This window comes from Pseudomonas sp. Pseusp3, assembly GCF_047304225.1.
In the GTDB taxonomy this organism is placed as follows: Bacteria; Pseudomonadota; Gammaproteobacteria; order Pseudomonadales; family Pseudomonadaceae; genus Aquipseudomonas; species Aquipseudomonas fluorescens_CD.
On sequence record NZ_JBGLYV010000008.1, the window covers coordinates 46,119 to 58,870 of the forward strand.

12 protein-coding genes are annotated in these 12,752 nt (G+C 56.4%); 6 read left to right on the top strand and 6 right to left on the bottom strand.

Going from position 1 to position 12,752, the window contains the following annotated elements; genetic code table 11:
- The first annotated feature begins 186 nt into the window (after positions 1-186).
- From ACCD00_RS04770 to ACCD00_RS04790, 5 genes are all read left to right on the top strand, one after another.
- Positions 187-465 (top strand): DUF2790 domain-containing protein, encoded by a 279-nt coding sequence (locus ACCD00_RS04770; protein ID WP_413422347.1) that lies wholly within the window; start codon positions 187-189, stop codon positions 463-465.
- Between the two features lie 276 nt (positions 466-741).
- Complete coding sequence (locus ACCD00_RS04775; RefSeq protein ID WP_413422349.1) at positions 742-1,389, top strand: hypothetical protein; 648 nt, start codon at positions 742-744, stop codon at positions 1,387-1,389.
- A gap of 90 nt (positions 1,390-1,479) precedes the next feature.
- Positions 1,480-1,686, top strand: a complete 207-nt coding sequence (locus ACCD00_RS04780; protein ID WP_413422351.1) for a co-regulatory protein PtrA N-terminal domain-containing protein — start codon at positions 1,480-1,482, stop codon at positions 1,684-1,686.
- Between the two features lie 111 nt (positions 1,687-1,797).
- The gene (locus tag ACCD00_RS04785; RefSeq protein ID WP_413422353.1) at positions 1,798-2,250 is read left to right on the top strand and encodes a thiol-disulfide oxidoreductase DCC family protein; all 453 of its coding nucleotides are present in this window, start codon (positions 1,798-1,800) and stop codon (positions 2,248-2,250) included.
- Positions 2,251-2,489: 239 nt separating this feature from the next.
- Positions 2,490-4,613 carry a TonB-dependent receptor gene (locus tag ACCD00_RS04790; protein WP_413422355.1) on the top strand — a complete coding sequence of 708 codons (2,124 nt, stop codon included), beginning with the start codon at positions 2,490-2,492 and terminating at the stop codon, positions 4,611-4,613.
- A 285-nt stretch (positions 4,614-4,898) separates the two neighbouring features.
- Here the strand turns inward: ACCD00_RS04790 and ACCD00_RS04795 are convergent, their stop codons facing one another.
- From ACCD00_RS04795 to ACCD00_RS04810, 4 genes are all read right to left on the bottom strand, one after another.
- Positions 4,899-5,051, bottom strand: coding sequence for a hypothetical protein (locus ACCD00_RS04795; RefSeq protein ID WP_413422357.1), 153 nt, complete (start codon positions 5,049-5,051; stop codon positions 4,899-4,901).
- A gap of 7 nt (positions 5,052-5,058) precedes the next feature.
- Complete coding sequence (locus tag ACCD00_RS04800; protein ID WP_413422359.1) at positions 5,059-5,286, bottom strand: hypothetical protein; 228 nt, start codon at positions 5,284-5,286, stop codon at positions 5,059-5,061.
- A gap of 142 nt (positions 5,287-5,428) precedes the next feature.
- Positions 5,429-6,328: a DMT family transporter gene (locus ACCD00_RS04805; RefSeq protein ID WP_413422361.1), complete on the bottom strand. Its 900-nt coding sequence runs from the start codon at positions 6,326-6,328 to the stop codon at positions 5,429-5,431.
- Positions 6,329-6,632: 304 nt separating this feature from the next.
- Complete coding sequence (locus ACCD00_RS04810; protein WP_413422363.1) at positions 6,633-7,091, bottom strand: Lrp/AsnC family transcriptional regulator; 459 nt, start codon at positions 7,089-7,091, stop codon at positions 6,633-6,635.
- Positions 7,092-7,358: 267 nt separating this feature from the next.
- On the opposite strand from ACCD00_RS04810, the gene ACCD00_RS04815 reads away from it, so the two are divergent.
- Positions 7,359-8,747, top strand: coding sequence for an amino acid permease (locus ACCD00_RS04815; RefSeq protein WP_413422365.1), 1,389 nt, complete (start codon positions 7,359-7,361; stop codon positions 8,745-8,747).
- Positions 8,748-9,372: 625 nt separating this feature from the next.
- On the opposite strand, the gene ACCD00_RS04820 is transcribed toward ACCD00_RS04815, so the two are convergent.
- Positions 9,373-10,692: an outer membrane protein transport protein gene (locus ACCD00_RS04820; RefSeq protein WP_413422367.1), complete on the bottom strand. Its 1,320-nt coding sequence runs from the start codon at positions 10,690-10,692 to the stop codon at positions 9,373-9,375.
- A gap of 158 nt (positions 10,693-10,850) precedes the next feature.
- Entirely contained in the window at positions 10,851-12,752 is a 1,902-nt protein-coding gene (locus ACCD00_RS04825) for an acyl-CoA synthetase (RefSeq protein ID WP_413422369.1), read from the bottom strand.

The window sequence follows — 12,752 nt, forward strand, 5'->3', positions numbered from 1 at the left end:
CGCCCAACAAATACGGCGTTTAATGGACGAATGGTCGTAAGGCGTCAAGCGCGGGGAATAGCCGGGAGCCTGAAGCCACTACAGGCGACTCAGGTTGGGTGCGTTCGTCGCGGTTTAGTGAACTTCGCGTTCATCACGTGTCACATTAGGTCCTCGTCAAGCGAACTTCAGAAGAGGTAAAGCCTAATGAACATCGCCACAGTAGTAAGTGCAGTAATTTCCAGTCTCGCCCCAAGTGTCTTTGACCAGAACGGCCTGCAAGAACCCGGCGCGCATGTCTCGGCCGTCGAATACCACTACGGAATGGAAATCGATGTAAAGCGGGTACTGCAGCGCACCGATACATCCGACAAGACCGGTATGGTACCGGTGACCCTGGTCTACGAAGACAGCGAGGGTGAGGTCCACAAGATCCGTTTCCTCGAATGGGGTGGAAGCCCTGCCAGTCCAACCAGCATTGTCTGATCCGCTCGCCGCCAGGGTTCCGGGCCACGCCCTCCCCCGCAAGCGCAAGTTGAACTTCATATTCACCCAGTGCGAATTGATGTTTTTGTAACCTGAAAACTTACATGACCGAATGATTAAAAGTTCATTCGCGAAAATCGCTATTATCTTGCCCGCCTAATGCCGCAAGACTAATGAATAGTGATTACTGAATCTTAATTGCAATCAGCAACGGCAAACGCCAATCATGCCGTGCCGAGCGTCATGCTGATTCACTATTGAAGCCAAGAGGTCACCATGGAACTTAGTATGTTTTCTTCGTCCACCGTGGAATATGTTCGTTTGGGCGTTGTATATTTCCACCTAATCGCCTGCTGTGTTGCAATTGGCCTGGTCTTGACCAGTGACGTCGCAATGGTCAAGCAACTCCTGAAGGGAGATGCGTCAGGTCACCATGATGACGCGCACATGGAAAGCCTGCAAAAAACCGTAGTACTTGCACTTTGGGCTCTTTGGATTACCGGCATTGGTATTGTCGGGATCGATTATGCCGGTAAAGGAATGGAATACTTCCTCAATCCAAAACTGCAGGCCAAGATCGGGATCGTTGTACTGTTGACCTTTAACGGCTTCCTGTTGCATAGCGCTGTATTGCCGGCGCTGAAAAAAGCCGGTTCGATACTTAATCTTTCCTTCAGCCTGCGCATGCTGGCGCTGTTCTCCGGTGCGCTCTCTGCCGTGTCGTGGTTCTATGCCGCCATGCTCGGTGTTGGTCGTCCGTTGGCCTGGAAGTACTCGCTGGTCGAGTTGCTGGCAGCCTATCCGGTTCTCATCGTCGGTGGATTCGCGATGATGGTACTGCTCACCGCCTATGCAAAAAACAAAGGCAGCGAAGGGCGTCTGGAGCAAGACACCGGGATCGCACGAAACGCCGCCCTGGCTTGATGGTAAGGCCAGGTTGAACAGGCAGGTTCTGCGTTAGCAAATACATACCGCTATTCGTTATTTACAAACTCTCAACTTGAGGAAACCCAAATGAAATCCATGAAAGTTCTCTTCGTAGCCGCCGCTCTGACCGCTTCTTCTCTGGCAATGGCCACAGGTGGCGGTGATCGCACCTTCACTCGCATGGAGTCGGCCCGAAAAGTCTCGATGGAAGCCTTCCAGGTTGCCCAGAAACAGAAAGCTGAAGCCGCTGTAGCCCAAAGCAAAGCCAAGGTCTCCGATCACAGCAACAGCTGATCCGTGTAACGCGCCAGGAGGCCGCCGCAAATGTGCGGCCTCAACCCTCAAATGCAGCACCCAAGGTGCTGCTGGCGCTGGTTTGACCGAGATCCCCTTGGAACCACGCTTATGCCAGCCTCGCATATCCGCCCCTTACCCGCGCCACTGCTCAAACCTGGAGAAACGGTCGTCTTGTTCGACGGTATCTGCAAGCTGTGCAATGGCTGGGTGAGGTTCCTGATTCGCCATGACCGCCAGCGGCGCGTGCGGTTGGCGGCGGTTCAGTCACCCGAGGGGCAGGCTCTGCTCGCGTGGGCAGGTTTACCCCTGGATCAATTCAACACCATGGCGGTGATCCGCGACCGGCACTACTGGGAACGTTCGGAAGCATTTTTCGAAGTCATTGCCCGGTTTCCCGCACGCTGGCGCCCCGTAAACCTGTTGCGCATCTTCCCTCGCAAGCTTCGAGACTGGGCATACGACCGCATTGCGCTCAATCGTTATCGTCTCTTCGGGAAATACGACACCTGCCTGTTGCCTGATCCTGATCATGAACAGCGCTTTTTGAAAACGCCCCTATAACCCCCCCCTCAAACGCATTGACTGGATCGCCTGTGGCCGGCCGGCGTTCATGTTTGGCTACCACAGCCTGATTCCTGCGCACGACGCCGTCCACCGACCCTCCCTCTGAAAGTACAGCCGCCAGGCGAAATTGAGACGAATGTTCTGATTCGTGTCGGTCGCTTGTATCGAAATGATATGTATTTACTTACAAAAGATAATCGTTATTATTCGCGCGAAAATTCACACAAAAGGTGTCCATGGTGGCTCTATCGCGCATTTACCCAGCCTCTCTGTCGTTGCTGGGCGTTCTGGTCGTACCTGATCTACAGGCAGAAACCGAGACTGCTCTGACCCTGCCGGCAACCGCTGTAAACAGTGAGTACAACGAGCAGAGCTATATGTCGACCGAGAGCAGGAGTGCATTGAAGATCGATGCCCCGCTACGTGATATTCCGCAAACGGTGAACGTGATTCCCCAGAGCGTGATCAAGGACCAGGGCGCGCAGTCGATGGAAGACGTGCTGAAGAATGTCCCGGGGATCGGTCTGTCCAATGGCGATGGCCAGCGCGACCAGGTCACCATCCGCGGCTTCAGCGCCATCGGCGACATGTACATCGACGGTATCCGTGACGACGCCCTGTACTTCCGCGATCTGTCCAACGTCGAGCGCGTGGAAGTGATCAAGGGGCCCGCAGCGGTGCTCTATGGCCGCGGCTCATCCGGTGGCCTGATCAACAGCATCAGCAAAAAGCCCAACTTCGACCCCAAACAGGAAGTGGGTGTCAGCTTCGACAGCGAGGGTAAAAAGCGCACGCAGTTCGACGCTGGCTGGGCTGATCAACAGCAGTACGACAAGGCGTTCCGGGTGACCGGTGCACTGGAAAACAGCGACACCTTCCGCGATGACGGCTATATCGACCGCAAGGCCATCGCACCTTCGGCCTACTTCAAGCTCTCCGACGACCTGGAATTGAACCTGGGTGCCAGCTATCTGTATGACAGGCGCCTGATCGACTTCGGCATCCCGGCGCGAGGCGATCGTCCGGTCGATGTGGATCGTGGCAAACGCTTCGGTGCTGCCGACCCGGATGACGACTACACCCGCAGCGAGGTGTTTTCGTTCACGGCCGGTGTCGACTACCGGATCAACGACGACTTCAGCCTGAGCAACACCAGCCGCTACTACCACTACGACCTGGATCGCAACAATACACTCGCCGACTCCAGCCCGACACGCTTCGTCACCGCCGCCAATGGCGAACTGTTGGTCAAGCTCAACCGCGGCAATGTGCAGCGCAAGGAGGATGGCTGGTTCAACCAGACCGAGCTCAAGCAACAGGCTACGCTCGCCGGGATGAACCACAACCTGCTTTATGGCGTGGAACTGGGGCGCCAGGTCAAGGACCAATCCGTGTTCAGCCAGAACAACGTGGCGCAGGTTCCGGTGTACCGCGATGGCTTGGTCGACGTGCCGTTCCAGGCCAACCGGCAAACCGCCAAGGGCACCAATACCCAGGACACGGCCGGTTTCTACGTCCAGGATCTCATCGAGTTGGCGCCAAAGTGGAAGGCGCTGGTGGGCGTGCGTTATGACGTGTTCGACCAGGAATATTCCGACGACCTGACGCACAGCTCCCTGTCCCGAACCGATACCACCTGGAGCCCGCGAGTCGGCCTGGTTTATCAGCCGGATCAGGTTCAGTCCTATTACGTCTCGGTGAGTCGTTCCTACCAGCCTTCTGCTGAAATGTTCGCCCTGAGTACGACGAACCAGGACCTGGAACCAGAAGAGACCACCAACTTCGAGATCGGCGGCAAGTGGGACCTGCTCGACAATCGCCTGGCGTTGACGGCGGCGCTGTTCCGTCTGGAACGCACCAATATGAAAACCAGCGATCCGGCGAACCCGAGCAAACTGGTACTGGCGGGTGAACAGCGTACCGATGGCCTCGAACTGACCGCCAGCGGACAGTTGAGCGACAAATGGCAGGTCTATGCCGGTTACGCCTATCTGGATGCCGAGATCACCAAATCCAACAGCCGAACCAACGGTGTCGCCAACGAAGGCCAGACTCCGACCCTGACCCCGCGCCACAGCGCCAATGTGTGGTTGGTACGCTCTTTGACACAGCAATGGCGTGTAGGCATGGGGGCGAACTATGTCGATGACCGTTACACCTCCCTGGATAACCAAGTGGTCATGCCGGCCTACACCACCGTGGACGCAGCCTTGCTCTACAACCTGCCGAAATGGGACATGGCCCTGCGTTTGCGTAACGTCTTCGACAAGGACTATTACGCCTCGGCGCATGGCTCCGTGGACCTGATCACACCCGGTGCGCCACGGACTCTGGAATTGAGCACCAACTATCGATTCTGAGTGCGGTACTGAGAACAAAGCCCGGTAGTGCGACACTGCCGGGCTTTTTATTGATAGAGGCTCCACATGCGTCTGATGTGTGCGGTTGTTGTATCAAAACAGCCACAGCGCATCAGCCCGGTTTATCTCCTGTCCACAACATTCTCGCCGCGCTTGAATCGGTGGGTATTTCACCTGGCCGAAAGAGCAGATGCAATTACCCATCAGAGCCATGAACTTGAGAAAACTGCACAAGCCGGAGGTGGCGACAGGCAGCAACTGGCCGTTCACTGCCAGTCATGGTTGCTAGAGGGGCGGGTCAAATCCGTTGCAAATGGCTGCCAGCCCCAACTGGAGCCCATGCATCGCGGCTTCTTCGAAGAGCGCCGATTCTGCGGGCTGTCGATAGTTCTCCCGGTTCCAGGGCAACAGCAGGTCAGAGTTGAGGTAGTGATGCACGATCGGGTCAATCGCGACATAGGCCTGGCTGTCGTAATGATTGCGCCAGCCAGGTTACCGGGTAGTTGCTTTGAATCGATACCTGCTCGTCAGGCGCAACAGGACCAGGCTTTACGCCCAGCAGGAAATTCGAGTAACCCAGTCTACACGTCAGTGTCTTGAGGTTCCCCAGCCAGTCCTCGAAGCGCTCCGTCTTACCGAGTTGTACCAGATCATCCATTACCAGCATGGTCATTCCCTTCCATGGTCACACTGTTCGACGGTGCACTCATCCTGATATAGAACGAGGGAAATCGAGCCCCGTCATTAAAGTGGGGTGGTGACGTAGTGACAGGGAGCGTTGAAATCAATATGCCAGCAAAGGACCCGACAATCGCTCACTCAGTCGTCGGGGCCGGGGCTTTGCTGCCCAAGCGGATCAGCTCATTGGAGAAACACAGTCCGACGATGATCAGTGCCGCCCCCGCGAACAGGCTTTCGCGTGGTACTTCATGGAGCACCACAAACGCCAGCAGCGCGGCGAACAGCGGCTCGGTCAGTTCCAGCGCCTGCACTTGGGATGGCTTGAGATATTCGATGGCCTTGGTGGTGCAAAAGAAGCCGAGGATGGTCGGCAGCGCGGCCAGCGCCAGCAGTGCGGCGATCGCCAATGGCGACAGCTCGCCGATCACGAAACCATCGGCCGCAGCCGGCATCAGCAGGTACAGACTGCCAAAAAACAGCAATTGCCGGGTGAGGTGCAGCCCCCCGGACACGCCCATCCGCTTCATGGCAACCGAAAAGGCCCCATAGCCGCAGCCGGCCATGGAGGCAAGCGCAGCGCCTTGCAGGGTAAAGCCCTGTTGCAGGTCGGCGCCAAAGATCACCGCGATCCCGGCGATGGCCAGTGCAGCGCCCACGGTCGCGTTCGCGGTGATGGCATCCTTGAGGAAAATGCGCCCCAGGATGATCGAGGAAATCGAGGCACTGGCCATCAGCACCACCACTACACCTGCCGCAGCGTAATGCCGATAGGCGGACGTTTCGAAGTGAAACAGCACGAAGATGCCCAGGAAGGCGCAGATTGCCGCCTGAGTCCATTTGGCCGTGGACGCCGGGCGCTTGAGGAAAAGCAACAGGATCGAAAGTAGCATGCAACCCAGCAGGGTCTTGATGACAGCCACACTGCTGGCAGTGAAGCCATTACTCATGAGGACTTTGCTAAGCACACCGATCGTCGCGTTCAGTGCCGCGGCGGAGAGTGCAAACATGACGCCTTTGCTGAAACTGGATTGCATTGATGACGGTCCCTGTCGTTGCTTTGTCGTTAGATAGAATGCCGGCCCACATCGACGGCACCAAGTTCGAGGATACAAAGACCCCGCCAAACCCGGCATTGATTGTGGCATAAACCGGATCGCCCGGCAGAATCCTGTGGGCCTTCTTGAGATTCCAGTGGGCGTCCTGCCCATGCACGTAAAAACTGTTACCTATGTGCTTGAACTGTTTTGTTACCTATGTAGGTGAGTCACACCCTCAGGATCTCTTGCCGGTTTTTTTGTAATGCTTGACTCGTCCTGAGCAAGGGGCAAGTCCCGGCACTTACAGTGGCAAGGTATTACAGTGCTTGATCTCCTTGACCGAAAACCCGGTGTACATTTCCTTGATACTGCCGAGTGTACGTATGCGATGCATGGCGAGTTCATGGAATGCCTCCATGTCTTTGACGACTACCTGCAAGAGGTAGTCGTATTTCCCCGACACTTTATGGCAGGCAATAATGTTGGGCAGCGCCAGAACGCCCGCTTCGAAATGCTCCATGGCGTCCTCGGAGTGACTATCGAGGGTGACGCTGATGAAAGCAAAAAGTCCCAGCCCCATGGTCTTTGGGTTCAAGTGCGCGTGATACCCGACAATCACCTCCTCTTCCAGGCGCTTCAGGCGCTTCCAGCAGGCTGGCGCTGACAGGCAGACACGAGCGGCGATCTCGGCGTTCGTCAGGCGACCATTCGTTTGCAGAATTTCCAGAATTGAACGATCAACCTTATCCATTTCCATCATGTGTTCTCTCCCTTTAACAATGAGTACGCGGCAGGGCGATCGGCCCCATCCCGCAGGTCCTTGATCAAGCATCCATTTCTAGAAACAACGGATATTAGAAAGAAAATTACGTAACGAACACATTTTGGATAATTAACGTCTGAAAATAATTAAATACAGATCCGTTTCGAAAGCTAATTTTCGAGGCGCTGAAATACAATTTCTTGTCACTTCCGACACCCAAGCCACACGCCCTGACAATAAAAACAAGTAACAACGGAGGCAATATTGAGCATTTTCAGAACAAAAGACCTGGACGCAATGATTGCTGCTGCCCGAGCGCCTTCCGGGTTGAAAAAAGTGCTGGGGCCGATGGATCTGGTCCTGATTGGTATCGGTGCAATCGTGGGGACGGGCATCTTTGTATTGACCGGAACCGGCGCATTGACTGCGGGACCGGCCCTCATGGTTTCATTCCTGTTAGCGGCGTTGGCCTGTGCATTTGCAGCGCTCTGTTATGCCGAGTTCGCCTCATCCGTACCGGTAGCAGGCTCGATTTACACCTACAGCTACGCGACGCTGGGAGAGTTGGTGGCCTGGATGATCGGCTGGGATCTGATGCTCGAATACGGACTGGCCAGTTCGGCTGTGTCTGTTGGGTGGTCGGGTTACTTCCAGTCCCTGCTGAGCGGATTTGGGCTGAATCTTCCGGTTGTGCTTACGGCGGCTCCAGGCTCTTTGCCCGGTGTGGAAACCTGGTTCAACCTGCCCGCGCTGGTGATTATGCTGGCAATTACCTGGATGCTTTCCATGGGCATCAAGGAATCCGCGCGCGTAAACAACGTGATGGTGATCATCAAGATCGCCGTGGTGCTGCTCTTCATCGCCGTTGGTGCGCGACATGTTCAGCCGGCTAACTGGCAACCTTTCGCTCCCTTCGGTGGCCAAGGCATTTTGAGTGCTTCGGCCTTGGTTTTTTTTGCTTTTATTGGTTTCGATGCAGTTTCCTCTGCCGCCGAAGAAGTGAAAAAACCGGCGCGTGACCTCCCCATCGGCATTATCGGTTCCCTGGCCGTTTGTGCGGTGTTGTACGTTGCCGTTTCAATGATCATGACCGGCATCGTGCCCTATGCCCAATTCCTTGGCGTTGATCACCCGGTCTCATTGGCGTTGCAACATGCCGGTGAAAGCTGGGTTGCCGGGTTCGTCGATTTAGGCGCAATCATTGGCATGACGACTGTCATTCTGGTTATGGCTTACGGTCAAACCAGGATCATCTACGCGATGTCGCGCGACGGACTGCTTCCCCAGCGCCTTTCCAGGGTTCATCCACGATTCGGTACCCCGTTTTTCGCCACTTGGATGGTCGGAATAGCATTCGGGCTGATCTCGGCACTGATTCCGCTGAACGTCCTCGCCGAGCTGATCAATATCGGTACGTTGGCCGCGTTCAGTCTGATCTCGGTGGCAGTGATCGTATTGCGCAAGACCCGACCCGATCTCCCTCGCGCATTCAGATGCCCGGGCGTGCCCGTTGTTCCGTTGCTCGCCATCGTGTTCTGCGTAACCTTGATGACCTTCCTCAAGCAGACGACCTGGCTGGTATTTGGGGCGTGGTTGGCAATTGGCCTGGTGATCTACTTCGCCTATGCGAGGCGCCGCTCGTTGTTGCATTAATCCGGCATTTCGTCAGGTCACTCTGGAGTGTCAATCCTCACCTCATTTGTCCTGTTTTTTGTCAAAGCGAGCAGAACTTGTCATCAGGATCCGCTGTGAGGATTGCAACACTTCTTCAATGGGGCCAGCCCTGTCGTCAGTGCGATTGCATTCTAGTACTTGGCCGGTGTTGAGCGTGGTCGCCCTGGCCACTCTGTAGTTCGCGCAACAGGGATCGCAGGTAGCTTAAAGGGTCGATTGCTGCCCTTGGTGACAGGCAAAAACAGGCCAAAAGCTACCTTTCACGTAAGTAAATCGCAGTGGCCTGGCAATCCAACACCTGCAGACTTTGATTTGCTGATTCGGTGGCGCCGTCCCGAACTCGCGGAGCACGAGTTCGGGGTCTTCCAGATCGCCACGGATAGCGACGACCCTCAGACAGGCGCAGAGACAAAGCAGAGACCCTCTTGTGGAGAGTGCACCGACAGCAAGGCGCCTGGTGAAGCGCCTCGATTTGGCATGGCTACTAACGCCGTGGAACGCGTAGCGTCCGCCCGCTGTAAGGAGCCCCCATGACAAGTTCAGTTATGGGCGCTGGAAAAACCATTCAATCAATTCGTAGTGGAAATGCTCTGGGTCAAGCCGATCAGTACCGATAGGTTGCCTGCACTGAAACCCCATTCGCACTGTTGTCGTATTTGGCACTGTATTCCGGTTGAAGACCTGAGTTGTTCGACTGCTTCACCGAGACTTTGGAATCCCAGAGATAACCGTAAGCAAAGTCGATCGTCAGATCGGAACTCGGCGAATAAGCGCCACCCAGGGTCACGGCCTGGCGATTCCCGACGGGAACGCGCACGCTACGATCGGCATTGCCGATTGGCGACGGATCATAGGCGTAGCCTGCGCGTAGCAGCCATTGCCGGTTCAATTGAAAGGATGCGCCAACGGCGGTGGCCCAAGTGTCATGCCAGTTCATTTCTTCGGTCACACTTCCCAGGCCCGCCGCCTGGCCCAGGGGGGAAAGTCCGCTGTTGACTGCCTCGACCTTCTTGACCCGGCTCCAACGCTTCCAGGTGGCCCCCAGGTATCCCGTCCAGCGACTGTTGAAATGATGGGTGATAGAGGTGTCGACGGATTCGGGCATCGTGAGGTCTATCTTGTTGTCATACTTTCCGTCCAGCGGAATTACGCTCGGGGAGCCGCTAACCTCGGTATGCCCTTTGAGTTCATAATCCACCTTCGAGTGATAGTTAATCCCCCAACGGGTGGCATCACTCAAGTCAAACAAAACCCCGACGTTGTAGCCAAGTGCCGTGTCATCGCCCTTGATGGTGACCAGCGTGTCTTCGCCGTTGTTCAGGGCGCCGGTGGCCAGGTAGTTCTGAAGCTTTGCATCGAAGTGGTTTATGGTCGGCCCGCCACCAATGGACACGTAATCATTGATCCGCCAGGCAATGGTGGGCTGCAGGGTTATTTCCTTGGTCGTGCTATAGGATCCATGGTAACGGCCTTGAAAACTGCTCTCGTAATCATTGATCAGACCACTCGGGGCATACAGGCCCAGACCAATCGAAAAACGATCGTCAAGCGGCGTCGACATATAGGCAAAGGGCACAACCCCCAAAGGGACCGAGTCCCCTTTATTCGTTCCCTGGGCACTGCTCTGCGCATCACTGATGTCAACGTTCACCGAAACGACCGCGGCTCCGCCGGAAACCTCGGCACGTTTCAATTTGGTCAAACCTGCAGGGTTTCCAAAGATAGTGCTGGCGTCCAACGCGGAAGACGACCTCCCCGCATAAGCAGTACCCGCACTACTTGCACTTTGCTCGTTCAAGGCAATGCCGTTGGCGCCCGCGCTTGTTGAAACGCTGAGTATTGCCGCGGCACCTGTGAATTTGATCCAGGAAGACATTTTTTGCACAGCGCAGAGACACTGGGTTGCACGGTTGCTCAGTTTCATTTCCCACCTCGAATTGTTTTTATTGATTGGTGCGCAGGCAAAGCTTCGCCTTCCGGTGCACTTGGCAGTGCCGGTTGGCGTTGATCGAAGTTGCGAAAAAGGCCCTGGCGGATTAGTACCAGGGGCGGAGTATCGAATTTACGAAGACAACGTCAGGATCATTCAAGCCACTCCACCTGAAAGCTGTAGCGACCTAGAAGAAGGGCCAGGGACTCTTGTTCTCGCCCGGCCCGGATGCACGCGACCAATCCACGTTGTTCATGCTGAATCACCTCGACCGCAATGTCCTTCAGGCACATGCGCTGCACTTCCTGCCGAATGACTCGGGCGACCTCATGCTGCTGCAAGGCGGGTTTGAAGATCTTGCCCACCGCCGTCAATGGCAGTGCCTCGAGGATTTCGATCCGCTTGGGAACAGCCGCTCGCTCACTGATGTGACGCTGGGCAAACTGCTCAAGTTCTTCAACGTCGCAGATGTGACCTGGTCGCAGTTGCACGTAGGCGACCGGCACTTCACCCGAATAGGCGTCCGGGCTGCCGATGGCAGCCGCCAACGCCACCGCTGGATGGGCTTGCAGTGCTTCCTCGATTTGCTTGGGATCGATATTGTGGCCGCCGCGGATGATCAGTTCCTTTTTGCGCCCGGTCAGCCAGAAGTAGCCATTTTCATCCTGACGCCCCAGATCGCCCGTATTCAGCCAGCGCTGACCATTGATCCCGATCCACAGGCCCCGGTTATGGCTTTCCTCAACGTAACCCTCGAACAGGTTCGGACCCGTGATGCTGATCAGGCCAATTTCGTCGATGTCGGCGTCGCGCAGATAATCTCCCGCGTCATCGAGCATGACTGCACGCATGTCCTGGTAGGCAATCCGTATACCGATGGAGCCGATATGGCGCTCGCCATGGGGCGGATTGACCGAGGAGACGCACGCGCCCTCCGTGAGTCCATAGCCTTCGAGGATCTTCACCCCGGTCCGGCCTTCAAACTCCCGGAAAAGTTCGACCGGCATCGGCGCGGCACCACACATGGCATAACGCAGGCTGGACAGGTCGCGGCCTTCCAGATCGTTTTGCAACAGTGCGGAATAGACCGTTGGAACGCCGGAGAAGAAGTTGATGCCGAAGTGCTCGACCATCTCCCAGAAGCGTGGGATCACACCCTCACCGCGATAACCCTGCGGCGTGCCGAGGATGACATGATCACCCTGCGTCCAGGGCATCAGGCCTGTCACCAGCTGAGCATTTACATGGAACAGCGGCAACCCGCAAAAAATGACCTGACCCCCGCCATGGGGTTGCATGTGAGTGGCCATGGCCCACGCGTTGAAGACCTCCGCCCCATGGGTACGCATCGCAATCTTGGGCAGCCCGGTGGTACCGCCGGTGCAGAAGTAAGAGGAACGATCCTCAGGGCGGAACAGCCGGGCACCCTTCAGGTGCGAGCCTGGCTGAGCATCCATCAACGTTCGTAATTCATGAATCGTGGCCCCCCTGTGCAACTCACGTTCTTTCTCCGCCAGGGATTCAAGGGATTCGCGCTGAGCGACATCGATATAGGGGCCCATGCCAACCCAAACGACGTGCTTGATCTCGGGAAGTTGATCCAGCTGCGAGGCCAGCTTGGGCCACAGGTCGCTGCCCGGTGTCGGGGCGAGCGTTACCACCACGCTGGCCTTGGCGGCCCGTAGCAAGGCCGCCATCTGTTTGGCCTCCTGCAGCGGATTGATCGCCATGACGACACCGGCCGCTTCACCCCCCCAGATAGTGAAGTGGGTTTCCGGCAGGTTGGGCAGGATGAAGGCCAGCACTTCACCCGGGGTAATGCCCAGGTCGTGGAAGGCATTCGCCGCGCGAGTGATATCTTCGACGAGTTCGGCATAGCTCCAGTGGTGGGTGTTCCTGAAGCTGCTGGCGTCGGCGAAGAAACTCAGCGCGGGCGCATTGGGAGAAAGCCCGGCCGTACGCGCCAGTGCTTCATAGGTGCTGCAAGCCAAGCCACGCTCCGATAATGGAGCCTGCTCGATACTTTCAATGTCGTTCAGAGATCGCACCATCAT

Coding starts and splice junctions, on each gene's coding strand:
- ACCD00_RS04820 (WP_413422367.1), bottom strand. CDS start 10,692: ATGAAACTGAGCAACCGTGCAACCCAGTGTCTCTGCGCTGTGCAAAAA.
- ACCD00_RS04770 (WP_413422347.1), top strand. CDS start 187: ATGAACATCGCCACAGTAGTAAGTGCAGTAATTTCCAGTCTCGCCCCA.
- ACCD00_RS04780 (WP_413422351.1), top strand. CDS start 1,480: ATGAAATCCATGAAAGTTCTCTTCGTAGCCGCCGCTCTGACCGCTTCT.
- ACCD00_RS04800 (WP_413422359.1), bottom strand. CDS start 5,286: ATGACCATGCTGGTAATGGATGATCTGGTACAACTCGGTAAGACGGAG.
- ACCD00_RS04805 (WP_413422361.1), bottom strand. CDS start 6,328: ATGCAATCCAGTTTCAGCAAAGGCGTCATGTTTGCACTCTCCGCCGCG.
- ACCD00_RS04825 (WP_413422369.1), bottom strand. CDS start 12,752: ATGATGGTGCGATCTCTGAACGACATTGAAAGTATCGAGCAGGCTCCA.
- ACCD00_RS04785 (WP_413422353.1), top strand. CDS start 1,798: ATGCCAGCCTCGCATATCCGCCCCTTACCCGCGCCACTGCTCAAACCT.
- ACCD00_RS04810 (WP_413422363.1), bottom strand. CDS start 7,091: ATGATGGAAATGGATAAGGTTGATCGTTCAATTCTGGAAATTCTGCAA.
- ACCD00_RS04775 (WP_413422349.1), top strand. CDS start 742: ATGGAACTTAGTATGTTTTCTTCGTCCACCGTGGAATATGTTCGTTTG.
- ACCD00_RS04790 (WP_413422355.1), top strand. CDS start 2,490: ATGGTGGCTCTATCGCGCATTTACCCAGCCTCTCTGTCGTTGCTGGGC.